Raw genomic sequence first — 25494 nt, forward strand, 5'->3', positions numbered from 1 at the left:
ATTCATCCGATGATTAATACAGCCTTTTTTTTAAAAAAATAAACAATGGTTAAAAAAATAAATCTCCTCGTCTTAAGTTTAGCCCTGGCACTGATGGCGAATGCGCAACAAGCCTTCGTTAAACAGACCGCACAAAAATTTACCATTGCCAAAAAACCATATTATTTTATTGGTGCAAACTATTGGTATGGCGGTCTTCTGGCGCTGGAAAAAGATCCGGCAAAAGGGAAAAAGCGGTTAATCAGCGAACTGGATTTTTTAAAATCACGGGGGATTAATAATTTAAGGGTGTTGGTAGGTGCCGAAGGTGAAGGAAAAATTAACGGTGTAGACCGGGTGAAACCAGCTTTACAGCCGAAACACCAGGCATTTGATGCAGCGATTTTAAATAGCCTGGATTTCCTGTTGATGGAAATGGCTAAACGTAAAATGTATGCTGTGCTCTATTTAAGTAACAACTGGGAATGAAGCGGCGGCTTTTTACAATACCTCAACTGGAATGGCAAAATCGATCAGGAAACCCTGAAACGGAAGCTCACCTGGGATGAACAACGTGATTATACCAGCAAATTTTATGATTGTGATCCTTGTAAAACGGATTACAAAAAACAACTGGACTTTATCATCAGTCACCAAAACATTTACACAGGCATCAGGTATACCGATGAAACGGCTATTATGGCCTGGGAACTGGCTAATGAACCCAGACCCATGCGTGTAGCTGCCGTTGAAAGCTATAAGAAATGGATTTCGGAAACAGCGGCTTATATTAAATCAATCGATCAAAACCACCTGCTTACCATCGGAACGGAAGGTTTTATGGGTACAGAAGAAAACTGGGATTTGTTTAAAGAAATTCACAGCGATAAAAATGTAGATTATTTAACCATCCACATCTGGCCAAAAAACTGGGGCTGGTTCAAAGATGCGCCAACAAAGGAAAGTCTTCCGGTCGTGATTCAAAAAACAACCGGATATATTCAGCAGCATCAAAATATTGCCCGGGCTTTAAACAAACCATTGGTAATCGAAGAGTTTGGTTTGCCAAGAGATGGGCATTCATTTGATCCTGCGTTAAGCACCCAGCTTCGTAACGAATACTTTGGAAGCATCTTTGCGCATTGGAAAAATAGCAAAAAAACAAATGGCGCAATTGCCGGATGCAACTTCTGGGCCTTTGGAGGAATTTCCCGCCCGATAAAAGGCCAGTTATTCTGGAAAGATGGCGATGACTTTTCCGGAGACCCGCCACAAGAAGAACAAGGCTTGAATACTGTTTTCGACTCAGATCGTTCTACCTGGAAAGTAATTAAGCAATATGTAAAAAAATAGTTCAACGTATTTTAACGTGAAGTAATTAATTTAATCTGCGCTAAATTACTTAATATAACTACCTGATAAAATAACCTTCGTTTTCTCTTAAAACGCCAATCTTATGAAAAAGATATTCCTAATGCTCTTCCTCAGTGGCCTGTTATCCATTCCTGCTTTCGCGCAAAATACCGACTGGGTAGCCCAAAATGGCCGGTTAAAAGTGAAGGACGGAAAAATTGTAAACAGCAAAAATGTTCCGCCACAATTGCGTGGCATTAGTTTATCATGGAGCATCTGGCAGGGAAGAAAGTATTATAACCCACAAGTGGTAAGTTGGCTGCAGTCTGATTTTAACATTAATTTGTTGCGTGTTTCCATGGCAGTGCAGCCGGATAGCGGCTATTTACAGCAGCCTGCCGAACAAGAGAAACTCGTGGTTAAAACCGTCGATGCCGCTATTGCCAATGGATTATATGTATTAATCGACTGGCACGATCATCATGCAGATCAGCACCTGGCACCATCAAAAGCCTTCTTTACAAAAATGGCAAAAAGATATGCCGGCAAACCGAATGTCATCTATGAAGTGTTCAATGAACCTGAAAAAATAGCCTGGCAAACTGTAAAAGATTATGCCACCCAGGTAATTGCAGCAATCAGAAAATATGATGCAACAAACCTCATCATTGTTGGGAGTCCTACCTGGGATCAGGATATCGATGTAGCAGCGAAAGATCCCATCAAAGGTTATGAAAACATTGCCTATTCCTTCCATTTTTACGCCTCCGATCCCAATCACCAGGAAGTGCTGATGAAAAAAGCAGATGAAGCCATTGCCGCCGGTCTCCCGATCATGGTAACCGAATGGGGCGTTGGAGAAGCCAATGGAAATGGCGAATTCAACCTGGAAAAGACCAATAACTGGCTGGCCTGGATGGAACGGAACCAACTCAGCTGGGCAAACTGGAACATTACCGACAAAAACGAAACTACCGCTATTCTCCAGCCTGGTGCCTCCATAAAAGGAAAATGGAAACCTGAAGCACTTACCCCCGCCGGGCAGTACATCCGCACACAGCTTAGAAAGTTAAATCACTAGAAATTAAAAGAAATGAAATTAAAACTGACGCTATTGGCAATTGCCATCATCAATATGTCTGTTGCTTTCGGACAGGGAAATAATTATACACAGAAATATACCAAATTTGAAGGTTTGGCACTTACGCCGCCGATGGGATGGAACAGCTGGAACAAGTTTTCCTGCAATGTAGATGAAAAACTGATCAAAGAAACTGCCGATGCCATGGTGAGCTCTGGCATGAAAGCAGCCGGGTATACTTACATCAATATTGATGATTGCTGGCATGGCGACCGTGATAGTTTGGGTTTCATTCATCCGGATGCTAAAAGATTTCCTTCGGGAATGAAGGCCCTGGCTGATTACATTCACAGCAAGGGATTAAAACTTGGATTGTATTCAGATGCCGGTTCACAAACTTGTGGCGGCCGGCCCGGAAGCCGTGGTTACGAATTTCAGGATGCACTTACCTACGCCAAATGGGGGGTAGATTATTTGAAATATGACTGGTGCAATACCGAAGGACTAAAAGCAGAAGGTGCTTATAAAACGATTATGGCAGCTTTGCAAAAAGCAGGCAGGCCAATGGTATTAAGCATTTGCGAATGGGGAACGGATAAACCCTGGATTTGGGGACCTGCAGTGGGTCAGCTCTGGAGAACCAGTGGCGATATTTTTAACTGTTTCGATTGCGTGGAAGATCATGGCACCTGGAAATCTTTCGGCGTCATGCAGATTGTAGATAAACAGGATGGTTTGCGCCAATATGCAGGGCCAGGCCATTGGAATGATCCTGATATGCTCGAAATTGGAAACGGAAAGTTAACTCCAGGCGAAGACCGTGCACATTTTTCGATGTGGGCCATGCTGGCTGCACCACTTATTGCAGGTAACGATTTACGCAACATGGATAAGGAAACGCAATCGGTTTTGACCAATAAAGAAATTATCTCCATCAATCAGGATTCCCTGGGTATTCAGGCTTTTCGATATGCTAAAGCTAATGGTTTTGAAACCTGGTTTAAACCCCTGAGCCATGGAAAGTGGGCCGTATCTTTTTTGAATCGCTCGGCTACAGGTAAAAAGATAGCTTTCAACTGGCAGCAGGAAAAAATTCAGGATGATGTATTTAACAAAACGCTTAATGCCAACACCATCATTTATCAAATTAAAAATGCCTGGACCAATAAACAATTGGGTACAACAAAAGGCAGCTTAAAAACTGAAGTACCTGCACACGATGTACTGACATTGATTTTAGAACCTAAATAAACACCCTCGTTCCGGAGAAATTCTCCCTGAACTCTTTGGGCGTACAGTGTTTTTTCTTTTTAAATAAACGGTTAAAGTTGGAGATATTATTGAAACCACATTTATAAGAAATCTCTGAAACCGAATGCGTAGTTTCTATCAGCATCCGCGTGGCGTGGCCAAGACGAATCTCATTTAAACTGTCAATAAAGGTATTTCCGGTTCGCTTTTTAATAAAACGGCTAAAGGATACTTCCGTCATGCTCACCAGTTTAGATAAATCTTTTAAGGTTATGGCCTTATAGAAATTGGCATTCATAAACTCAAAAGCCTTATCAATCCGACGGCTGTTGTAATTCATGATCTGGTCATTATTAAATGTACCGTCAGATAAAATCCGCATACTTTTCGAAGAAGACAGATCATGCAGAATACTCATCAGTTCCAGTACCGAATCAAAACCCTGCAGCTGATCAATATCCAGAATGCGTTTATAAACTTTTTCAATGGTTTCCCGGGGGAAGAGAATTCCGCGCACAGAGCGTTCAAACATTTTCCGGATAAAACTCAATTGATTTCTCCGGAGCATTTTATCATCGAAAAGATCTTTGTGCCACTGAATGGTCACCTCGGTAATTTCTTCACTTTTGCATTGATGAGTGGTCCAGACATGAGAAAGGTTAGGGCCAATCAGCACCAGTTCCATATCCGTAATTTCTTCGATATTATCGCCAACAATTCGCTTTGCGCCCGGTGCGTTTAAAATTAAATTTAATTCAAACTCTTCGTGAAAGTGCAGCGGGAAATCAAACTCCTTCTTCACCCGCGAAAATATGGTAAAACAATCATTCTGAGTGAGCGGTGTAATTTCCTTAATAATATTATTCATAACCTTAGCGTACAAAAAAGATCTTTTTAAGATAAAAGAACATTGATGCAATTTAATAAAAAAATAGGTTTACTATCAAACTTGGAGGCACTTATAACCATAAAAATGATAGTTATTCTATGTCTTTTGGTTAAAATAGTATTATTATAGAAATGATTACCTTCCTACTTTAGAGAATAATTATAGCAGACCTAAACTCTAACCAAAAGATACCAGTATGATAAAGAAAACAATCCCTTTCTTAATCTTTTTATGTGCCATTTCTATTGTATCTTTTGCGCAGCTGATTGATCAGAAAGCAACTACAGCAACCCGGAATTTATACAAAAACCTAAGCAGCCTTTATGGCAAAGCAACGCTGATTGGCCACCAGGATGACCTTGCTTATGGCGTGGGCTGGAAATATCAGGAAGGAAGAAGCGACATTAAAGACCTCACTGGAGAATATCCGGCTGTTTTCGGTTGGGATGTAGCAGGTTTGGAAAGCAATAAAAAAGAGAATATTGATGGTGTTCCGTTCGCAAAAATGAAGGAATACATTAAAAAAGCCTATGATATGGGGGCCATCAGCACCTTAAGCTGGCACATGAATAATCCTCATAACGGAAAAACCGCATGGGATACCAGTTCGGTTGCAGTGAAATCTATCCTTCCGGGTGGCGCTAAACACCTGCTGTACAGAAGCTGGCTGGATCAGTTTGCAGCCTTTGCAAGCACCTTAAAAGGGAGCGACGGCAAAGCCATTCCAATCCTGTTCAGGCCGTTCCATGAAAATGGCGGCGCCTGGTTTTGGTGGGGAACAAAATCCTGCACACCAGAACAGTACAAGGCATTATGGCGGTTTACTGTGAGTTACCTGAAAGATAAAAAGAAATTACACCACCTGATTTACGTGTTTAATCCCTGCGATTTTACCACAGAAGCACAATACTTATTGCGCTATCCCGGCGATCATTTTGTAGATGTGCTCAGCTTTGATCATTACCAGTATGGCGCAGAAAAAGGAGAAGCCTTTGCCAAAGAAATTGCGAGAAACCTGGCCATTCAACATCAAATTGCCAAACGCAGTAATAAAATCAGCGCCATTGCAGAAATCGGTTTTGTCGAAATTCCGGTAGCCAACTGGTGGACCAATATCCTGGCGAAGGCCATTGCAGAAAATAAGCCTTCTTACCTGCTCTTGTGGCGAAATGCCGGTTACCGGGAGCAGGAGAAAGACAACCATTATTATGCACCATACCCCGGGCAGGTTTCGGCAGCAGATTTTCTTAAGTTTATCAGGCAAGATAAAATCCTTCTCCAAAAAGGCTTAAAATCCATTTATAAATAGCACCTAGCGCACCATAACCAAATATGAAGTTACAATTAATCGATGTCCTGATCATTACACTGTACCTCGGTACCATGATTTTTATTGGATTCTGGTATCGAAAAAAAGCGAAGCAAAACAAAGAAAGTTACATGATGGGCGGGAAGTCGCTCCCCTGGTATAAACTGGGTTTAAGTGATGCCTCAGACATGTTCGACATTAGCGGAACCATGTGGATGGTTGCCCTCTGCTTTGTTTATGGTTTAAAAAGCATTTGGATTCCCTGGCTTTGGCCCGTGTTTAACCAGGTGTTTATGATGATGTTCCTGAGCAAATGGCTGCGACGGAGCAATGCAAATACTGGCGCCGAATGGCTGCAAACGCGTTTTGGCTCGGTTGGCAAAGGCGTAAAAGGCTCACATGTGGTGGTTATCGCTTTCGCACTGATCAGCTGTTTTGGTTTCCTGGCTTACGGCTTCATCGGCCTTGGCAAATTCATGGAAATTTTTATCCCGTGGGAATATGTAAAAGCATACGTTCCTTTTGAAGTTCCTGCCCATTATGTACCGCATTTTTACGGCATTCTGTTTACACTATTTGCAATGTTTTACTCCATTTTAGGGGGCATGCACAGCATCGTTTTGGGCGATATGATCAAGTATGCTTTCATGACGGTTGGCTGTATCGCGATTGCAGTAATAGCGATGACTCACTTACAAGGCCATACTTTAAATGTACCAAAAGGCTGGGATGATCCCTTTTTTAGCTGGAAACTTGATCTTGACTGGAGTAAAATTGCGGCTGATGCCAATAAAAAAATTGCCGATGATGGCTTTAGTTTATTTGGGATTTTCTTTGGAATGATGTTGCTGAAAGGCGTTTTTGCATCGCTGGCCGGGCCGGCCCCCAATTATGATATGCAAAAGGTATTGAGTACCCGGAGCCCTAAAGATGCCAGCAAAATGACGGGTTTTGTAAGCATTATTTTATTGCCCATCCGCTATTCAATGGTGATCGGACTAACTGTTTTGGCGCTGCTTTATTACAATCAGATTTATTTAAAAGGGCCGGATGGTGTTACTGATTTCGAGAGGATTCTGCCGGCAACCATCAACAACTTTTTACCTGTCGGGATTTTAGGCATTGTACTCACCGGCCTGCTCGGTGCCTTTATGGGTACTTTCAGCGGCACGCTTAATGCAGCACAGGCTTATATTGTGAATGATATTTACCTCAAATACATCAACCCTGCAGCCAGCACCAAAAAGATCATCAACATGAATTATATCGTTGGTGTAGCGGTAGTCACAATTGGCGTGGTACTGGGCTTTTTCGCCAACAATGTAAATGACATTTTGCAATGGATTGTTGGTGGCCTCTATGGTGGCTATGTGGCAGCAAACTGTTTAAAATGGTATTGGTGGCGTTTTAATGCCAATGGATTTTTTTGGGGAATGGCCGTGGGAATTGGCGCAGCCCTGCTGATGCCATATGTAACCAGTGGTTTGCCACTTTATTGGTGGCCCTTGCTTTTCCTGCTTTCGCTTGCCGGCTGTATTATTGGCACTTACGCCGCGCCGCCAACGGAAGAGAAAACTTTAAAACATTTCTACAGCACCGTACGCCCATGGGGATTCTGGAAGCCAATCCATGAACTGGTTGTTCTGGATGATCCAGGTTTTCAGGCCAATAAAAGGTTTAAACTAGATATGTTTAACGTGGTGTTGGGAATTATTGCCCAGCTATGCTTAACCATTTTGCCTATGTATTTCATTTTGGGCATGCACACCCCGCTTTTCGCCACGATTGCTGTTTTGGCCGTCATCGTGATCATTTTAAAAAGAACCTGGTGGAATAAATTAGAAGACTAGATAATACGATATAATATTTTTTATGATAGATTTTGAAAAAAGAAAACAGCAACTGGAAGAAGCACATGCGGAACTGATTGCAGTCACAAATAAAAAAGCAGCTCTAGGAAACGGGATTTTCGACCGGTATGAAAACCCCATTCTCACCGCAGCACATGCCCCGTTAAACTGGCGCTATGATTTTAACCCGGAAAGCAATCCGTTTTTGCAGGAGCGGATCGGAATCAATGCAACCTTTAACGCAGGGGCAATTAAATTTAACAACAAGTATTTACTCATTGCAAGGGTAGAAGGCAGAGACCGTAAATCTTTTTTTGCCATAGCGGAAAGCGATAACGGCATCGATCATTTCTCGTTCTGGGATGAGCCTGTTTTACTTCCTGAAACTGACGAACCCGATACCAACGTGTACGATATGCGTATTGTAGCCCATGAAGATGGCTGGATGTATGGGCTGTTTTGTACCGAAAGAAAAGACCCCGATGCACCTGCGCACGATCAATCGATGGCTGTGGCACAATCTGGAATTGTGCGCACGAAAGATTTAAAAACCTGGGAGCGTTTGGCCGATTTAAAAACCCCATCTCCACAACAAAGAAACGTGGTACTTCACCCCGAGTTTGTAGATGGAAAATATGCTTTTTATACCCGCCCGCAGGATGGTTTTATTGAAAGTGGAACCGGAGGCGGCATTGGTTTTGGCCTAAGCGAATCAATTGAGCATGCAGTAATCGAAAAGGAAATTATTGTAGACAACAAAAACTACCATACGGTTTACGAAGCGAAGAATGGTATGGGGCCCGAGCCAATTAAAACGGAACATGGCTGGTTATTTTTAGCGCACGGCGTTCGAAATACCGCTGCTGGCCTGCGCTATGTACTTTATATGTTTATGACGGATTTGAACGATTTAACCAAAGTGATCTATAAGCCTGCAGGATATTTTTTAGCTCCCGAAGGCGAAGAACGCATTGGCGATGTTTCTAACGTAGTATTCAGTAATGGCTGGATTTTGGACGATGATGGAACGGTTTTCATTTACTATGCTTCTTCAGATACCAGAATGCATGTAGCCACCAGCTCGCTGGATGTTTTAGTAGATTACGTAATGAATTCACCTGCAGATGGATTCCGCTCTGCTACGACCGTACAGGCCATTTTGAAAAACATTGAAAACAACAAATAATTAACTCCGGTAACATTGAAGGCAGATTTAGCGAAATATCAACAGGAATTAAACCAGGAACTGGAGAACATTCTTAATTTCTGGAAGAATTTTACCCTTGATGAGGTAAATGGTGGCTTTGTAGGCAAAATCGACCATAACAATCACATCGATGAAGCTGCACCCAAAGGAAGCGTATTAAATGCCCGCATCCTTTGGACATTTTCTGCCAGCTATAGTTTGAAAAAAGACCCTGATTATCTGGCAATTGCAGATCGTGCATTTCAATATATCAAAGATCACTTTATAGATCCGGAATTTGGGGGCGTATATTGGATGCTGGATGCAAAAGGCAATCCGCTTGATGCGAAAAAACAGGTTTACGCCATAGCTTTCACCATTTATGCACTGAGTGAATATTTCATCGCCAGCCAAATAGAAGAAAGCAAAGTGCTTACCATTAGTTTGTATAACGATTTGCTGTCGCACAGCTACGATCAGAAAAAAGGCGGTTATTTTGAAGCTTTTAGCAGGGATTGGAAAGCATTGGAAGATTTGCGTTTGAGTGATAAAGATGCGAACGAAAAGAAAACCATGAACACCCACCTCCACGTATTGGAAGCCTTTACCACACTGTACCGCATTTGGCCTGATGAAAATTTGAAGAATAATATCATCAACCTGATTAACAATTTCACTTCGAAGATGATCAACAGGGAAACGGGTAATCTGATCCTTTTTTTAGATGAAGACTGGAATCCAAAATCGTCAATCATTTCTTACGGCCATGACATTGAAGCGGCCTGGCTTTTACTGGAAGCTGCGGAGGCCGTGCATGAAGAAAAATTAACCGGGGAAATTAGGATTCTTGCGGTGCAACTGGCGGTTGTATCTCAAAAAGGAATTGATCCCGATGGGAGTTTATGGTATGAATCCAACCCTTCCAACAATCACTTTATTAAAGAGAAACACTGGTGGGTTCAGGCCGAAGCCATGGTAGGATTTTTCAATGCCTGGCAAATTTCTGGTGATGAAAGTTTTTTAACCACAAGCCTCTACAACTGGGACTTTGTAAAAAGTAAAATTATTGATCACCAAAACGGAGAATGGTTCTGGGGCATTACAGAAACCGGTGAAATTATGGCCAGTGAAGATAAGGTTGGCCCCTGGAAATGCCCATATCACAATAGCCGCGCTTGTATCGAATTGATTAGGAGGATTGGCCTGGAGTTAGCAAATGGCTGTGAAAACCGATAAACCTTTAATCTAGGACGCTTTTTAGCCTGTCATGTTGAGCCTGTCGAAACACATAAATACTCCAGAACTCTTAAATCAATTTTAATCTTTATTTTCTGATGCGCAAGGCATTGTTGCCCCGATAATCCCTCTTAATCTAAAGACCTTAAAACAACAACAAAAAATAACTTTATCTGATACGATTACAAATCATTCCATCGGAAGAGTATGGTATAGTAACATCAACAAGAGCCATGAATTTTTTACCGATAGTGGTGCACATCCTCTTAATGCCGTTATAAGATTAAGGCCAATTACGTCTTACATTATCAGTAACCACATTTCTTATTATAGATTTTTATTATATACTTTCCTTTGGATTATAGGCATCTTATTGCTTCTTATTCCGTTTCTTTTTCTGATCAGAAATCTAATTAAAAACAAACGTCAAATCTAAATGCTGTGTTGCGCAATTAATTTGAAGCCTGAGTACTGATGATGTAAATTATCAGCCAGATCTTATCAAGATTATTCATTCAATTTTGCTATTCCTAACGAAGAGACGTCCGGCTTGATCAATTTTGAAGGGGATTTCATTTATTTGAAGTCATTTGCTTAAAGTTCGTGCTGAATAATTTATGCTATAGCCGCTTCACCATTGATGCTATTTTTCAAACTGCCTAATTTTCTTATATTTAACAAAAAAAACAAATGCCTCGCTATCGCATCCATGCTGAAGAAGATATCAGAAAATACCTGCTATTAAAAGACAGCAATATTCAGCAAGTGCTTTATGAAACCTATTGTCCGGAGGTTTTTGGACAGTTTTCTTTGTTTTGCAGGGAGCGCGACAAGGCCCGGGAGCTGACCGTTAAGGCATTTGAAATGGCAAGAATAGAAGTAGAAAACAATATTCCTGTAGAAGGCAGGCTTCTCCTCTGGCTGATGAAAATCTCCAGAAAGATATCAAGGGAATATTTACTGGATTATTCTGTTAAAAAAAGCAGTGATCAGCGATGCATCAGGCAACTTGTACTTTCAGAAGGGTTTAGTACCCGGGAAGCCGCAGGGATACTGGGTATTAGTGTGCCGGATGCAATTATCAGATTTAGAAAAGAATTAAAGCAGCAGCATTGATCAAATGGATTTATCAGCATTTTTAAATAGTGGCTTACTTGAGCTTTATCTAATGGGCAAATTAGATCAGGAAGAGGTATTGCTTGTTCATCAAATGCGGGCGACCCATCCTGAAGTAGTGGCCGAATTGGCGTCGCTGGAGGCTTTCTTTGAAAGGGAAGCCCTGCAACATGCGGTAAAGCCTGATCCTAAGTTTGATGATAAAATGGAATCGCTGTTTTTAAATCTGGAGATTGAACAGGCCATGCAGTTATCTGATACGCCATTAATCACCAGTTTCTCTGATGCAGATGCCTGGTTCGAAATGATCTCGCCTTTATTGCCGCAGGGCGAGTTGGGCGGCCGGTTTGAAAAGCTGCTGAGAAATGATGATCAGGTAATGCAGGCCTTAGTAATTACGCCAGAAGGTGTAGACGAAGAAGTGCACGAAAACCTGCATGAAAGCTTTCTAATCCTGAAAGGAACCTGTATTTGCACCATTGGGAACGAAACCATTACAATGGGTCCTGGTTCTTTTATGCAAATTCCCCTTAACCAGCCGCATACCATTGCCGTTGCCTCGAAATCGGTTATTGCAATATTGCAGCATGTGGCCTGCACCGTTTGATTTGGAATCCTGATCCTGAATAATTTAGCTATCCAATCGTTTTAAAACAAAAAAAGCTGCCTTTCGGGCAGCTACATTTATTTAGCGAAATTTAATTTATTTTGCTAAGGTCATCGCTGTTTTATCTGCGGTCATAATTGCCTCAGAACTATAGGATACTGATCTTGCACTCACAAAATCTGATAGTTTTAAATTTTTTGCATTAGCAGCTATCATTGTACTCTCCGCTGCCGTGCCATTTAATTTCAATACGGCATCATCGTTAACTACAGTATACAAACTTGTTGCTGTTGTTTTGATCTTCGCAGTGGCACTTTGGTGTAAGAACAATTGAAGATTTTTTACATCGAAGTTGTTACTGGTCATCACCACCGATTGTCCGTATGCTTCTATTCTTTGTAAATCTTTTACGGTAATGTTAAGGGTAACCTGCCCGGTTTCCATAGAGTTGATGTATAACGTTTGTCCGTTGCTCCTCACCGAAGTTTTTGTTGAATCGTAATTTACAGCACCAATTATACTTTCTTTTTCACCTTGTGTAAGTACAATTTTTACGTTACCGCTTACCCAGATGCGGTTAATGTGTTTTGTTGTTGAAGCAGTTGCTGCTGCAGGTACCGGTTCAGCGGCAAAAGTTGCCATTACTGATGAAGTGAATACCACTGCTGTTAATGCTGCTGCGAATAATGTTTTTGCTAGAGTTTTCATGACTTTATGTTTTAGTATTTTTTATTGTTTTTATATTGATGAGACGCCATCAAACCGAAAACGTTGCAGCGAAATTCCCTGTATTATACCAGCATCAGGTACTTGTAGACCAACGCCTGTAATTTCTCGACGAACGGGATGCCTGAAACTGAAGTTTAGCAGATTCTTACCCTTAAACATTCAACAATATCAATCCGATAATCAAGGAAAAGCTCCGCATCCACAAAAAACATCTTATCGCGTTGAAAAAGCCGGCTGCATTACTCATTGAAATTTATTTCTCTTCTGAACTACAGCTATTCGACAGCTGATTTATCAACAGGAAAAGTAAGCTTTAATTGTACTTATAAAACCAGCATAGCTCACCGGTTATAGGTAATTAGGGTAAAAGATCCTTCAAAATACTTAAAAGTGAGTATAAGAAACTCAGGTGCTATTGTTTAAATTTGAGTTCATCCAAACAACCAAAGGGCAATTTAAACGCCTATACGCTAAATTAATCTCAAATGTATCAGCTCCACCCTCATCAACCGCTTTCAAATCGTAAATACATTCCGGTCAGATTTCTCCTGCTCCAGGTAAGCACCATTTTCACCAGGCAAATTATCTCCTTTAAATTAGCGGGGCAACAAGTTACATCCGTAAAGGATTAATGATACATAGAAAAGTGCCGTATGGCAACTGCTCAATGGCCGTATGCAATCTGGTGAACTACGCTAACCATTATAATTCCCTCTCTACCCAACCAACCACTATAAACACAGCACACCACAAATGAAGACAGAAAACTACGATGTTATTGTTATCGGCGGAGGCGCCATAGGCTTAGCTTCGGCCTACCACCTTGGCAAGCGAAAGGCCAAAACTTTAGTGCTCGAACAATTTACTTTTGTAAACCAGCTCGGGAGTTCCGCAGGGGTATCGCGCCAGTTCCGGATTCCATACCCAGACCAGTATATGGTACAAATGGCTTTAGATGCGCAACCCTATTGGGATGAACTCGAAAAAGAGACCAGCGAAACATTGCTTGATCAGGTGGGTACACTGTGGTTCGGCGATCCGGCAGTACATTCTACCGAAGGGAACATTGCCGAAGCAGAACAAGCCTTAAAAGCTTTAAAAGTTCCTTATCAAACGCTTACAGCTAAAGAGATCGAAGAAAAATACCATTTCAGAAATTTACCGGAAACCTATACCGGCCTGTTTCAGCCAGATGGCGCCAGCATTAATTTCAAAGCAACAATTGAAACGCTTTTAAGCCTTTGCCAAAAAGAGGAAACGGTAACACTGGAAGAAAATTCACCCGTGCTTAAAATTAATCAGATCGGCGAGCGCTTTGAAATTATCACTCCAAACGGCATTTATATTACCAAAAAACTGGCAATCATTCCTGGCCCCTACATTAACAGTGTAATCAACCTGCTTCATTTTAAGATTGAAGCTACCTACTGGAACATGTCGTCTGCTTATTTCAAAAAAACAGACCTTTCCATTCAGTACCCAACCTGGTTTGTATTCCAAAATCCGATAGGGGAAAACGGCAATCAGTTTTATGGCTTCCCGGCTGTTGACTGGGATCATCCCGAATATATCCGCGTGGCGCCAGATTTCGTAATCGCACCATTAGCAGAACCGAGTGACAGAACATTGATTCCTAACCAACAGGAACTCCGCTATACTTCCAACTGGGTAAAAGAACACATGACGGGATTAAGCACCGAGCCCGAATATACATCAACCTGCCTCATCGCCCTCAGTAAAATACAGAATAAGGAACTGTTGATCGATTTTGCACCCAACTATATCCCTAACCATCAAAACATTGTGCTCTATGCCACCGGATGGGCAGCGAAGTTTACCCCTTTCTTAGGCAAAATCATGGCAGACCTGGTTTTGGACGGACATACAGATTTTGATATCACGCCTTTCCAACTAGGTCACAGATTTTTTAAAGCACTATAAAAATCAGCTCTTTATGAACAAGAACACACCATTAAATTCAGGGATGCATCCCGATTTAAAAATAGAGGTAGCCATTATTGGTGCCGGAACTTCGGGATTGTACTCCGCTTATCGCCTGGTAACAGATCAGCGATTTACCGCCAGCCAGGTGCAAATCTTTGATATGAATGATAAACTGGGCGGCAGGCTTGAATCGGTTATACTGCCTGGAATGAATTTCTGGGGAGAATTAGGCGGCATGCGTTACCTCACCTCGCAAGAAATTGTTACAACATTAATTGAGGGCTATCCGCTTACCGAGAAAGATCTTGCTAAACGTACGCCTGTTCTTAAAGATAAAATGACACCAGTGCCATTCCCCATGGGCGATCCTTCGAAACTGATCATGTACCTTAGAAAAGAGCACTTTAAACAAGATGCATGGACGGTTGCCCAGCGCGAGGGCAAAAAACTGGCTACCCGGTTTTACCTTAACGATGATGATTTCGGCTTCAGCTCTGATCAGTTATTCAACAAAATTATTTACGATGTTTTAATGGCAGATGCCTGGGTGGCTCAAACCTATGGCCATAAAATTATCCAGGGACCATCTGTTTACGATTATTCCTTTGAGTTAACCAGCTGGGATTGGGATAACATTAAACCAAAATTGGTATATAATTTTCCTAACTCCCCTTATGATAAGCGTAAAGTAAACGATTTAGGCTTCTGGAATTTAATCAAAGATCAGGTTTCGCAAGAAGGGTATCAGTTCTTAGCCAATGCCGGCGGCTATTATTCCAATACCATCAACTGGAACTCGGCCGAAGCATTCCCGTACATGGTGGGCGATTTCACTGCCGGAACCATGTACAAAACCATTGATGAAGGCTATGATAGTATTGCCTATGCACTTGCCAATTCTTATATGGAGCATGATGGTGCCTGCATCTGGTCTGAAAATAAACTGCTTACTTTTACCAAACAGCATGCTTTACAAAACACCTACCGGTACCAGCTTACCTTTTTAAACCTAAAAACCAACACCAAATGGAACGTATACGCGAAGACCTTAGTGCTGGCCATGCCGAGAAAAGCTTTAGAACTTTTGGATCAGGAGAATTTCTTTTTTAACGTTAACGAGAATTCGGCTTTAAATAACAATATCCGTTCGGTAATTATGGAGCCTGCCTTTAAAATATTAATGGGCTTTAAATATCCATGGTGGGAAAATTTAGGAATTAGCTCCGGGCACTCCATCACCGATTTACCGATGCGCCAATGCTATTATTTCGGTGAAGATCCTCAAACCAATAATTCGATGTTACTGGGCAGTTATGGCGATATGGAAACCGAAACCTTTTGGAAAGCGCTAACGGATGATGAATTGCTTTTTGAAGTAAAACCTGCCAAATCAGCCTCCCTGAAAGAGCTGCATCAGCTGGATAGCGTTCAGGCAACGAAGTTAATGGTCGATGAACTCATGACCCAGCTGCGTGAACTACACGGACCGGAGGTAACCATCCCGGAGCCTTACGTTACTTACTTTAGAGATTGGACGGATGAACCTTTTGGCGCAGGATACCATGCCTGGAAAGCTGGTTTTTCAGTAAAAAACGTGATGCCATACATGAGAAAGCCGGTAGCGGATGAGCAAATCCATATCATCGGGGAGGCTTATTCCGATCAGCAAGGCTGGGTTGAAGGTGCTTTCTGTGTTGCAGAAAAAATGCTGCAGGATTATTTTGAACTCAACCGTCCCTTCTGGTTAAGCGATGGTTACTACCTGGGCTGGTAGGTGTCCACCGCTGGAAATGATTTAGTAATTTCTTCCTGATGCTACGCAATATTTATAGAAACTTGATAGCGGGTATGCGCTATCAGGTTTTCTAAGGCTGATGAAAGGTGAGACGTGGAGTTAAATCAAGAAGCAATTGGTTTAACTTATTATGGTGTGAAGGTTTTAAACCGCAAGAGGCTGCAGATTACTGATGTACTGAGAAACACTTTCTTTTACCAATTTTAAATCTCTAGATTCGTGTTCCTTTAATACCTCGATGCTATTAAGCAATAGGTTTTCTTTTAGTTTATTATAGTCAGGTGAAATTTCTTCATCTTTTAAAAACGTGCTTACATTATTTAAAAAAGCTTCTTTTCCCTCTTTAAAGTATGAAGCCTTTACATACATCCAATTGTACAAAATACTGCGGTTGTAGGTATCAGTTTCCATTATTTCCAGTAATTCTTTAAAAAAGAAATCATAATAAAAAATATTTCCGAAAAGAGTATCGCAGGCGGTATTGTTCAAAATGGCAAGTTGTATAAAAACCGAGTCAAGTGTATTTTCCATCATCTGTCTAATCTGTTTGAATTTTCTATAATCCCACTCCTGAACATAGAGCCCCTCGAAATTTCCGGTTAGGATAAACCTTAAAACCGAACGCATTACACTGAAACCCTCAAGATATCTTTTACTGCTGAACAGGATTCTGCAAATATTCTGTAATTGCTCTATACGTCTGTATTGCAGTACATCGTAACCTTCTGCTTCAAGCATGGCACTTTGTGATAAACCTGCAACCAATAAATTAATCCCTTTCGTATATTCATCTAACTTATAATGATAGTTTGCCCACGCAGATATCTTAAAGAGACTAAGTATGCGTTTAGGTTTTAAATCAAAATGTTCAAAGGCATTATCTGCTTCTAGCAAAATGGCCAGCGCTTCATTTTTCCGGTTTTTTCGGCACAATACCACGGCTTTAAAATAAACATCAGTGAGTTCAGAAATCTGATGATTTACTTCTTTACCCATTTTTTTTTCGGCTTCGGCATTTAGCAACGTGCTGAACACGCCCCGATTTGGTTTTGTAAACTTATCAGAAACTATTAGCTGTTCGCGCTTTTGCAACGTTTCGATAAATAATATAGTAGCTGTTTTCATCGCTTTAATCATTAATTTCCTAACTCAAGTTGATTTTTAATCAGTTCGTAATAATAGCCTCGCCTGGCCACCAATTCGGTATGGTCTCCCTGCTCTACAACAGCGCCATTATCAAGCACCAGGATGTTATCGGCATTTTTTACCGTACTTAAACGATGTGCTACAATGAGCACGGTTTTGCCTTCAAAAAAAGAATACAAACGTTCCATAATTACTTTTTCATTAGATGAATCGAGAGAACTGGTGGCTTCATCCAGAAAAATGTATTCAGGGTTTTTATAAACCATGCGTGCAATTAATACCCTTTGGCGCTGCCCGCCACTCAAACCTTTGCCATCCTCACCTATTTTGGTGTAAATTCCTAATGGCTGGCTTTTAATGTATTGGTCTATATTGGCAATATGGATAGCACGATCCATCTGGGCTGGATCTGTAAATTCTTCGTTAAGCGCAATATTATTGGCAATCGTATCAGAGAAAACAAATCCTTCCTGCATCACCACGCCGCAATGCTGGCGCCAAAACCTCGGACTAATCATACTAAAGGGCAGATTATCTACATAGATTTCACCGGATGTTGGCTCGCTGATTCTTTGCAATAGTTTTAAAATGGTGGTTTTGCCGCTTCCGCTGCTTCCAACAATAGCGGTGGTTTTTCCTCCCGGGATGGTAAAATCCAGATTATTTAAAACAGATTTGTTACCTGCACCCGGATAAATAAAGCTCATGTTTTTAATTTGAATACTTCGGCCGGGTGGCATTTTATAAGTGTAATTTTTAGCTGGCGATTCCTCATCTTCCAAATGCTGTATCTGTTCTAAACGATCCATACTGATTTGTGCATCCTGATAAGATTGTAAGAAAGAAGCCAGTTGCACAATCGGTGCGTTCATCTGACCAATGATAAACTGTATAGCCATCATATCGCCAAGGCTTACCTGTTTATCAATAACTAACCGGGTAGCCAAAAACAAGATGATGATATTTTTTGCCTGGTTGATAAACGTAGCACCTACCTGCTGGTATTGACTAAGTGATAAAGTGCTTACATTTAACCGAAATAGTTTAGCCTGGATGCTTTCCCATTCCCAGATCTTTTTAGTGCCGCAATCATTTATTTTTATTTCATGAATGCCATTTACAAGTTGCAGTGTTTTTGCCCTGTTCTGAGCCTGCAGTTCAAACCGTTTAAAATCCAGCTTTTTCCTCTTCTCCATGAAAATATAAATCCATGCAAAATATATAACACTGCCAACAATAAAAACGACACAAATAGTTGGGCTATAAATGAATAATACCACACTGAAAACCAAAAAGGCAATCATCATGAAGAGTGTATTAAGCGTGCTGCCTGTTAACAGGTTCTCGATCCGTTTGTGGTCTTCTATACGCTGGAGAATATCGCTATTGAGTTTAGTATCAAAAAAAGATAGGGGCAGGCTTAATAACTTATTTAAAAAATTAGATAAAATGGCCAGGTTAACCCTTGCCGTGATATGCAAGAGGATCCAACCCCGTAAAAGTTCTACAGAGGTTTGCCCTAATGTCATTAACAACTGGCCAAAAAGGATAATGTAAATGAAGTGCACATCATCTCCTTTTACCCCTACATCAACCAGGGCCTTGGTAAAGAAAGGGAAAATCAGTTGTATTACAGCGCCCGCAAACAAACCTGCAGCAAGTTGTTTAAGCAACTTTTTATAATGAAACACATGTTTGAGCAGTACCCCCATACTGCCACGTTTTTCTACAAGATCTTCTTTAGTGAGGTAAAAATCGGGGGTTGGGCTTAATAATAACGCTATCCCAGCTGCTTTTTGGTTAATATGGGTATAAGCCCAGTTATTTAAAAATTCGTCATGCGTGTAAGCATGGAGGCCACTGGCTGGATCAGAGATATATACTTTCTTTTTAGTGATTTTATAGACCACCACAAAATGATTTCTGCGCCAGTGGATAATACAGGGAAGCTGCCCTCTTTTCTCCAGCTTTTCGAAGGTGATATTACCACCAACAGACTGGATTCCGATTTCTTCTGCGGCCTTACTAATGCCTAAAAGTGATACGCCCGTTTTACCGATCTGGCTCAGTGTACGGATTTTTTGGATAGAAAAAAATTTACCATAAAACTTAGTTATGATCTGCAGGCAGGTAGGGCCACAGTCCATAACATCATGTTGTTTATAATGCGGAAAATTTGCGAGCTGTATCTTCATTATTGTAAATATTTAATTACAGGAAAATCTAAAATCTTCTTATTTATCAAAAGAAAAAATATATATTTATCTCTCAACTTTTTTTCGACGAAATCACATATAAACACTACAAAATTGAATATCAGACATACTGCTAAGGGAAATTTTAAGCGGGTGCAAGAGTTGGGATTGGATATAAAATACACCACTACCATCAGAATTGCTTTACATTTAATTTTATGGATCTTGCTGGGCTACATGTATTACCGTAGTTACAGCAAATTTGATAAAACCATGGGCTGGCTTCTGGTAGGAAAAGATCTGGTTGCTGTTACCAGTATTTTCTATATAGGCTCCTATTTTATATTGGACCGCTATTTATTCAAAGGAAAATTCTTTATTACTATTTTATTTATGGTATTAAGTTATTTATGGTGGGCTGCGCTAACTTATTTTGTTTGCTTATATCTAAAAGCCAACCTTGCTGCCGATTCTAAACTTCTGCTTTATGCCAATGTGGTGGTAAAAAGTGAGTTTACAGGAATATTTTCAATCAAGATGTTTTTATTTTATTTTCTTGATTTCCTGTACCTGCTGTTTCCTCCGCTGAGTATAAAATTGATGAAATCTACTGTGGCACAAAGCAATAAACGTATAGCCCTAGAACGTGATAACCTAAACCTGGAGATTAACTTTTTAAAAGCACAGATAAACCCGCATTTCCTGTTTAATACCTTAAACAATATTTATCGGATGGTAAATAAGCAGGATGAACAAACCGGCCCAATGGTACTACACCTGGCAGGCTTGATGCGCTATACCCTTTACGAATCTAACGACCCGGAAGTTCTGCTATCAAGAGAAATTGAGTTTATAAGAGATTATCTCGAACTTGAAAGCATTAGATATGGTGATGAGGTACAGATTGATTTAGATATTGATAAGCCAGAAAACCCATTATTTATTGTACCCCTGATTATATTCCCGTTTATAGAGAATGCCTTTAAACATGGCCCTGATGCCAGCATAGAATCGGCATGGATTAAGATTAAGATTAAAGTTTTAGGCAATCAGCTGTTTTTTGAGGTAGCAAATAGCTGCACCCACTCCCTTCCAAAAACAAAATTTGGCGGGCTTGGCATTGCTAACATTCAAAAGAGACTATTGATTCATTACCCTAACGCGCACGAACTTATCATTAACAACGAACCAAACCAATATACAGTAACACTAAAGCTCCAGCTTAAATAACCAAACCAATATCTAATCTAAACAAATTTTTATGGCTCTTAAATGTTTAATTATTGATGACGAACCACTTGCCCGCGAAACCCTGGAAGAATATATATCCAAAACGCCTTTTCTTTCGCTGGTTGGCAGCTGCAAACATGTATTTGAAGCCATAGAAATTTTGCAAAGAGAACAGATTGATGTACTCTTTTCAGATATCCATATGCCTGAAGTAAATGGCATAGAACTGATTAAAATGTTACAATATCGTCCATATGTAATTTTCATCACAGCCTATCCCAATTACGCTGTTGAAGGTTTCGAACTTGATGCAGTAGACTACATTATTAAGCCTTTCTCGTTTGAACGTTTTTTTAAGGCTGTAAACAAGTGTTTAACAATGAGCCAGCAGAGAAATAACAAACCTGCAAACGATCAGTCTAAATATCTTTTTGTGAAAGACGGACATAAACTTCACCGTGTACTGTTCGATGAAATTTGTTACATAGAGGCCATGAAAGATTACATTAAAGTAGTGCTGAAAGACCGTAGCATTATTACGCACCTCACGATGAAAAGGGTAGAAGATCAACTTCCTCAAGAACAATTTATCAGAATACAAAAATCGTACATCATTAACATCAATAGCCTAAAATATATTAGTGGCAATATGGCCGAACTGCATGATGTGAGTGATAAACTTCCCATTGGCAAGCAATACAAAGACCTCATTTTTGAACGCTTTGGATTAAAGAACGATTAGTTTAGTATTCTGGAGAGTATGGTTTTATTATCGAGGATTAACGTCAGTTTACCTTCCAAATTCTGAATAGCCAGATAATTATCATCAATTATTTTTCCCGATGCAGGCTCAATAGTACCCGTAAATGCTAGTGTATTACCAGATTTTAATGGCCCGAAACCGTTGAGTTTGCCATATAACGCTAAATCTTTAACTACCTGATTATTTATTGCTATCTTAAAAGAGGTAGCTTTAGCAGTTGTTAATAAGTGGGCATATTCGGTGCCGATTTTGCCCTTAAACTTAAATGGCCCTTCTGAGGAGACTAATAATGCAAGGGTATCAGGTTTAGATGGGTTAGTCAATGCGTCTTCGTCGTAAAATAATTTGCCGGCAAAAGGAGCCGTTATTGTTTGGTTTAGTGCCTTACTATCGGCCTGCGCAATGGCTTCGCCTTTTTTAACCTGCGTACCTGATGCCTTTAAAAATTTCTTTACACAATATTTTTTTGAAATGATAAAAGCATTTTGCCCGCGATAAATGTGAACCGGGATTATTTCTTTTTCCGGATAACGTGTAAAGGCAGATAATCCGCCAAGCATGAACAGCAATAAAAGCAGGCTTCCCCCGCCAGATTTAAGGAGCCATTTTGGAGGCTCTCCTACAATTTCTTTTATTTCTGCGCTATAAATATGTGCTTTCTTATCCATAATTAATAGGTTTTGGCGGTTAATGTTTTCTGTTTTTTTCTGGCAATAATCCCTTGATAGTACTTGGTAAGGTAATGGTAAATAACAAGTTCATGCAGACGCTGTTTGGTTACAAAAATCCGATTTAGCGACATGTGTATATAACTTGGAAGAATACCGGCAAGCACTGAATCAACATTTTTATCTGGGTGCTCAACCATATATTGTGCCTTTAATTTTTTGTAGGCGGCACGGTTTTCTACTGATCTTGCTTTAAAAAGTTCAACTGCTGCGGCAACTTCTTCAGCATCTTCATCACCACTTAAAAATCCATTTAAAGCTTTACTAATGGCTCTGTACTTATTGTTAAGCTGCAAAGTAAGGCCAGAAGTACCACCAAACTCATAATGGAAAGACTGCTGCATTTCTGTTATTAAATTTAGCTTCTGCTGATCCGTCATTTCAAAATCGCTCAATAAAAAATCAATATTACGGGCTGCAAATAACCAACGGTAATGTTCACCCTCATCTCCTTCAATCATATTAAGAAAATTGATTACAGCTTTGCTATCGTAATAAAATATAGCTTCACTAAAGGCCATTGTATGTATTCCGTAACGTTCTATCTCCTGCTTATAGGTATCATACTGTATTTTATATATAATTCGTTCTTCTGCCAGTTTTTTCAAACTTGCATTAATCCGGTTAACGATATTAGCCATTGTTTCTGGCTGGTTAGGGTGCAGAAAGCGGATCCTCAGGTGCCCCTCTGGATCATGATACCTTAAGAAAAACCATTTCTCAATCAGGCCCTCTTTGCTTAGACTGTCTACCAGCGGCAATATATAATCCGTTAAAATTTTCTCTCCCCATTTAGAGCCGCAATAAATTTTAACATAAGTCCACTCCGAACCAAGGTTAAATTTACGCGGTAAATTATGGGCATCACCCTGCACATTCTTAAACTTTTTTTCAACCATTTCTTCTGTACGAAAGGGAATGATTACTTCGTTCATAAAAGCCTCTCCGGCCTGATCAAGAATCAAGGCAGAATCGTCATCATAGAGAAATTCGTATAGTATAACGGTACTTTTTTTAAGGCTTTGAGTGAGTAACGTGAGGCCTAAAACACTTTTAAAATCAATCAACAGTTCTCTATCACCCTCTATTGAAACCACTTTATTGGGAAGTTTGTACTTGGCAAGGAAAAGATCGAGCTGCTGTGGTGTAGTTAATGCCTTTGTTTCTTCGTACATATCAGGTGTCATTTTCCATCGTGCACGTGCCAAAACCAAATGTTTATACACTATTCTCGGTAGGTAGGGCTGATCTTTTAAAGTACCCCAATCCCAACTGATGTTGTAAGCGCCATGTTGATTCTGCAAATCGCATAAAAATTTATATACTGCAATACCCCCGTTATAGTTATGGGCCGAAGATAACCTGGGGATAACGATTTTATTAAGGTGCTTAGCGCGCAGTTTAATTTTGTTATTGCTTACAGAGATCATTAAATCTGAAACGGGAATCTGCCTTTCGGCTGGAAGAGAAGAATTACCTAAAAACGGAATTTCATATTCCCTTAACTGTGGCCGTTGTAAAATATTTCCAACCCTCGAATCTGGCAGATGAACAATCTCGGCAATAATGGCACCGTCTATATTCTCTTCTTCAACCTTTGAACAATCTTTGAGTTTTTGCGATAGAACTGGATCATTTTGAGCGAACCGGGCCAGTAACGGCTGTGCAGACGGACCGCAACAAGCCGATAGATTAAATTTAAAATCGCCTTTATCCAGGCGCTCTGTGTTTTTGGTTATAAAATTTCCTATTGCATAAAAAGTTGAGGGGATTGTGTTTTCTTCTTTTTTGCCAATTGCATTTAAATCATCATCCGTTAAAAGCACAGGGCTACCATGATTTTTAGAACTTTCAAGAAATTTGTTAAAAACCAGTTCCCTGTAATTCGTCCAGCTAATGCTTCTGGCCGGAGCAGTTTTATTTATAATTAAATCATCTACCAATGGTGCATGGTTATTGTTGCTGGCACCGGCCTTATCATAACCTACACCAGCATCATTATCAAGTGCTTCTAATAGTTCTATTTCCTGATCTTCATAACGTTCCGTAAATTTTTTAATAAAATTCTTGATCCTTAGTGGTATTTTGTTTTCATTTAAAACAGAAAGGGCCTGTATCTCCAAAGCCAGTATATTCATAACCCCAACGTTAATTTCATTATCATCCATTCCGATATGAAGGTCGGTTTGAACAAGATCTTTGGTATGAGATAACGGGAAATTTTCTTTTATGATGTGATGAATCGCGGTACAGGTTTTAACAAAATCTGCCGGTTCTTGCAAACGGTCTTCAATTTCCAGCAGTGCAGCAATACATTTATGCTCCGGATTATTCGTTTTAATGGTATCAATAAGTCTCTTGTAAAATTCGTCACCGGTAACTGTTGGCTCAAGTTCAGACACCAATATCTGTGCATCAATAACACGATCCAGATAATTTTTAGCATCATCAAGATTTAGGTTAAGCAGCATCAATTCCTTAAGAACAGCTTGATAACTTGCCCCCATTTCTGTTTTTTCAATCACGCACTGAATGTACTTAGAATGCTTAATGGCCACTACATAATAATGGCGTTTTTTATTAATAAACTTATATTCAAAATACCTGTAAATCCCCCCGATTTTATACAGGCTATTGTTTACTTTAAAAATAAGCTTGGCCTTAATCTCTTCATCATTGAGTAACGAACGTACCAGTTCTGACACATAATTCATATCTAAACGGGTATATTTGGTTAACCGGTATTCTGGCTGTTTCAGAATCAATTTACTAATATCACCGGTAATTTTACCTGTGTTGTAACCCGAAAACAAACCGTAAGGCGTAGCACGCGTACTCATCCTCAACAAATATTTATATAAGGTAAGCAGTAGTTTTTCTTCTATTTCATCTGCCGGGCCATTGAGCCATTTTATCACCTCTGCATAAAGTTCAGGGCTGGCAAGGTAAATGGCATCCTGAAGTTCTGCAGACTGGTATCTATGGTATATTTCCGTAATGAAAGTACTGCGGTTTTCTATATTATTTAACAATGAAATAGATTGCATACTTCTGGCAGGAAGGCGCATTAAGTAAAAATCGAAAGGCCTGATGTTGTTTCCCATTGT

20 protein-coding genes are annotated in these 25494 nt (G+C 40.2%); 14 read left to right on the forward strand and 6 right to left on the reverse strand.

What is annotated here, in order from left to right; genetic code table 11:
- Positions 1-45: 45 nt before the first annotated feature.
- From GJU39_RS23955 to GJU39_RS17355, 4 genes are all read left to right on the forward strand, one after another.
- The gene (locus GJU39_RS23955) at positions 46-468 is read left to right on the forward strand and encodes a glycoside hydrolase 5 family protein (protein ID WP_245227987.1); all 423 of its coding nucleotides are present in this window, start codon (positions 46-48) and stop codon (positions 466-468) included.
- 183 nt (positions 469-651) lie between these two features.
- Positions 652-1332, forward strand: a complete 681-nt coding sequence (locus GJU39_RS23960; RefSeq protein ID WP_342448222.1) for a glycoside hydrolase 5 family protein — start codon at positions 652-654, stop codon at positions 1330-1332.
- Positions 1333-1435: 103 nt separating this feature from the next.
- Complete coding sequence (locus tag GJU39_RS17350) at positions 1436-2413, forward strand: glycoside hydrolase family 5 protein (RefSeq protein ID WP_154282266.1); 978 nt, start codon at positions 1436-1438, stop codon at positions 2411-2413.
- Positions 2414-2425: 12 nt separating this feature from the next.
- Positions 2426-3664 (forward strand): glycoside hydrolase family 27 protein, encoded by a 1239-nt coding sequence (locus tag GJU39_RS17355; RefSeq protein WP_154282267.1) that lies wholly within the window; start codon positions 2426-2428, stop codon positions 3662-3664.
- Here the strand turns inward: GJU39_RS17355 and GJU39_RS17360 are convergent.
- Complete coding sequence (locus tag GJU39_RS17360) at positions 3657-4532, reverse strand: AraC family transcriptional regulator (protein WP_154282268.1); 876 nt, start codon at positions 4530-4532, stop codon at positions 3657-3659. The two genes, GJU39_RS17355 and GJU39_RS17360, sit on opposite strands and share 8 nt — an antisense overlap.
- A 217-nt stretch (positions 4533-4749) precedes the next feature.
- On the opposite strand from GJU39_RS17360, the gene GJU39_RS17365 reads away from it, so the two are divergent.
- The 6 genes from GJU39_RS17365 to GJU39_RS17390 all read left to right on the forward strand — a co-directional run bounded on the left by GJU39_RS17365 (position 4750) and on the right by GJU39_RS17390 (position 11857).
- Positions 4750-5862 (forward strand): glycoside hydrolase family 26 protein, encoded by a 1113-nt coding sequence (locus tag GJU39_RS17365; protein ID WP_154282269.1) that lies wholly within the window; start codon positions 4750-4752, stop codon positions 5860-5862.
- 23 nt (positions 5863-5885) lie between these two features.
- Positions 5886-7712 carry a sodium:solute symporter family protein gene (locus tag GJU39_RS17370; RefSeq protein WP_154282270.1) on the forward strand — a complete coding sequence of 609 codons (1827 nt, stop codon included), beginning with the start codon at positions 5886-5888 and terminating at the stop codon, positions 7710-7712.
- Positions 7713-7734: 22 nt separating this feature from the next.
- A complete protein-coding gene (locus tag GJU39_RS17375; RefSeq protein ID WP_154282271.1) occupies positions 7735-8898 on the forward strand; it encodes a glycoside hydrolase family 130 protein in 1164 nt (387 codons plus the stop codon).
- Between the two features lie 15 nt (positions 8899-8913).
- The gene (locus tag GJU39_RS17380; RefSeq protein WP_154282272.1) at positions 8914-10134 is read left to right on the forward strand and encodes an AGE family epimerase/isomerase; all 1221 of its coding nucleotides are present in this window, start codon (positions 8914-8916) and stop codon (positions 10132-10134) included.
- A 690-nt stretch (positions 10135-10824) separates the two neighbouring features.
- Complete coding sequence (locus GJU39_RS17385; RefSeq protein ID WP_154282273.1) at positions 10825-11250, forward strand: hypothetical protein; 426 nt, start codon at positions 10825-10827, stop codon at positions 11248-11250.
- Between the two features lie 4 nt (positions 11251-11254).
- A complete protein-coding gene (locus GJU39_RS17390; protein WP_154282274.1) occupies positions 11255-11857 on the forward strand; it encodes a cupin domain-containing protein in 603 nt (200 codons plus the stop codon).
- Between the two features lie 96 nt (positions 11858-11953).
- Here the strand turns inward: GJU39_RS17390 and GJU39_RS17395 are convergent, their stop codons facing one another.
- Positions 11954-12565 (reverse strand): GIN domain-containing protein, encoded by a 612-nt coding sequence (locus GJU39_RS17395; RefSeq protein ID WP_154282275.1) that lies wholly within the window; start codon positions 12563-12565, stop codon positions 11954-11956.
- Between the two features lie 774 nt (positions 12566-13339).
- Here GJU39_RS17395 and GJU39_RS17400 point away from each other — a divergent pair.
- Together GJU39_RS17400 and GJU39_RS17405 are read left to right on the forward strand one after the other, a co-directional pair.
- Entirely contained in the window at positions 13340-14527 is a 1188-nt protein-coding gene (locus GJU39_RS17400) for an FAD-dependent oxidoreductase (protein WP_154282276.1), read from the forward strand.
- Positions 14528-14540: 13 nt separating this feature from the next.
- Entirely contained in the window at positions 14541-16304 is a 1764-nt protein-coding gene (locus GJU39_RS17405) for a flavin monoamine oxidase family protein (RefSeq protein ID WP_154282277.1), read from the forward strand.
- A gap of 165 nt (positions 16305-16469) precedes the next feature.
- On the opposite strand, the gene GJU39_RS17410 is transcribed toward GJU39_RS17405, so the two are convergent.
- Entirely contained in the window at positions 16470-17450 is a 981-nt protein-coding gene (locus GJU39_RS17410) for a hypothetical protein (protein ID WP_154282278.1), read from the reverse strand.
- Between the two features lie 11 nt (positions 17451-17461).
- Entirely contained in the window at positions 17462-19666 is a 2205-nt protein-coding gene (locus tag GJU39_RS17415) for a peptidase domain-containing ABC transporter (protein ID WP_154282279.1), read from the reverse strand.
- Positions 19667-19780: 114 nt separating this feature from the next.
- On the opposite strand from GJU39_RS17415, the gene GJU39_RS17420 reads away from it, so the two are divergent.
- Positions 19781-20896, forward strand: coding sequence for a sensor histidine kinase (locus tag GJU39_RS17420; RefSeq protein WP_167515713.1), 1116 nt, complete (start codon positions 19781-19783; stop codon positions 20894-20896).
- A 31-nt stretch (positions 20897-20927) separates the two neighbouring features.
- Entirely contained in the window at positions 20928-21638 is a 711-nt protein-coding gene (locus tag GJU39_RS17425) for a LytR/AlgR family response regulator transcription factor (RefSeq protein ID WP_154282281.1), read from the forward strand.
- On the opposite strand, the gene GJU39_RS17430 is transcribed toward GJU39_RS17425, so the two are convergent.
- Both GJU39_RS17430 and GJU39_RS17435 read right to left on the reverse strand, forming a co-directional pair.
- Positions 21635-22327 (reverse strand): hypothetical protein, encoded by a 693-nt coding sequence (locus tag GJU39_RS17430; protein ID WP_154282282.1) that lies wholly within the window; start codon positions 22325-22327, stop codon positions 21635-21637. The two genes, GJU39_RS17425 and GJU39_RS17430, sit on opposite strands and share 4 nt — an antisense overlap.
- Before the next feature lie 2 nt (positions 22328-22329).
- Positions 22330-25491, reverse strand: a complete 3162-nt coding sequence (locus tag GJU39_RS17435) for a lantibiotic dehydratase (RefSeq protein WP_154282283.1) — start codon at positions 25489-25491, stop codon at positions 22330-22332.
- Between the last annotated feature and the right edge of the window lie 3 nt (positions 25492-25494).

It is taken from the genome of Pedobacter petrophilus, assembly GCF_009674725.1.
Lineage (GTDB): Bacteria > Bacteroidota > Bacteroidia > Sphingobacteriales > Sphingobacteriaceae > Pedobacter > Pedobacter petrophilus.

Excerpts from the sequence above, each read along its gene's own strand:
- GJU39_RS23955 (WP_245227987.1), top strand. The coding sequence starts at position 46 with ATGGTTAAAAAAATAAATCTCCTCGTCTTAAGTTTAGCCCTGGCACTG.
- GJU39_RS17350 (WP_154282266.1), top strand. The coding sequence starts at position 1,436 with ATGAAAAAGATATTCCTAATGCTCTTCCTCAGTGGCCTGTTATCCATT.
- GJU39_RS17355 (WP_154282267.1), top strand. The coding sequence starts at position 2,426 with ATGAAATTAAAACTGACGCTATTGGCAATTGCCATCATCAATATGTCT.
- GJU39_RS17360 (WP_154282268.1), bottom strand. The coding sequence starts at position 4,532 with ATGAATAATATTATTAAGGAAATTACACCGCTCACTCAGAATGATTGT.
- GJU39_RS17365 (WP_154282269.1), top strand. The coding sequence starts at position 4,750 with ATGATAAAGAAAACAATCCCTTTCTTAATCTTTTTATGTGCCATTTCT.
- GJU39_RS17370 (WP_154282270.1), top strand. The coding sequence starts at position 5,886 with ATGAAGTTACAATTAATCGATGTCCTGATCATTACACTGTACCTCGGT.
- GJU39_RS17375 (WP_154282271.1), top strand. The coding sequence starts at position 7,735 with ATGATAGATTTTGAAAAAAGAAAACAGCAACTGGAAGAAGCACATGCG.
- GJU39_RS17385 (WP_154282273.1), top strand. The coding sequence starts at position 10,825 with ATGCCTCGCTATCGCATCCATGCTGAAGAAGATATCAGAAAATACCTG.
- GJU39_RS17390 (WP_154282274.1), top strand. The coding sequence starts at position 11,255 with ATGGATTTATCAGCATTTTTAAATAGTGGCTTACTTGAGCTTTATCTA.
- GJU39_RS17395 (WP_154282275.1), bottom strand. The coding sequence starts at position 12,565 with ATGAAAACTCTAGCAAAAACATTATTCGCAGCAGCATTAACAGCAGTG.
- GJU39_RS17400 (WP_154282276.1), top strand. The coding sequence starts at position 13,340 with ATGAAGACAGAAAACTACGATGTTATTGTTATCGGCGGAGGCGCCATA.
- GJU39_RS17405 (WP_154282277.1), top strand. The coding sequence starts at position 14,541 with ATGAACAAGAACACACCATTAAATTCAGGGATGCATCCCGATTTAAAA.
- GJU39_RS17410 (WP_154282278.1), bottom strand. The coding sequence starts at position 17,450 with ATGAAAACAGCTACTATATTATTTATCGAAACGTTGCAAAAGCGCGAA.
- GJU39_RS17415 (WP_154282279.1), bottom strand. The coding sequence starts at position 19,666 with ATGAAGATACAGCTCGCAAATTTTCCGCATTATAAACAACATGATGTT.
- GJU39_RS17425 (WP_154282281.1), top strand. The coding sequence starts at position 20,928 with ATGGCTCTTAAATGTTTAATTATTGATGACGAACCACTTGCCCGCGAA.
- GJU39_RS17430 (WP_154282282.1), bottom strand. The coding sequence starts at position 22,327 with ATGGATAAGAAAGCACATATTTATAGCGCAGAAATAAAAGAAATTGTA.
- GJU39_RS17435 (WP_154282283.1), bottom strand. The coding sequence starts at position 25,491 with ATGGGAAACAACATCAGGCCTTTCGATTTTTACTTAATGCGCCTTCCT.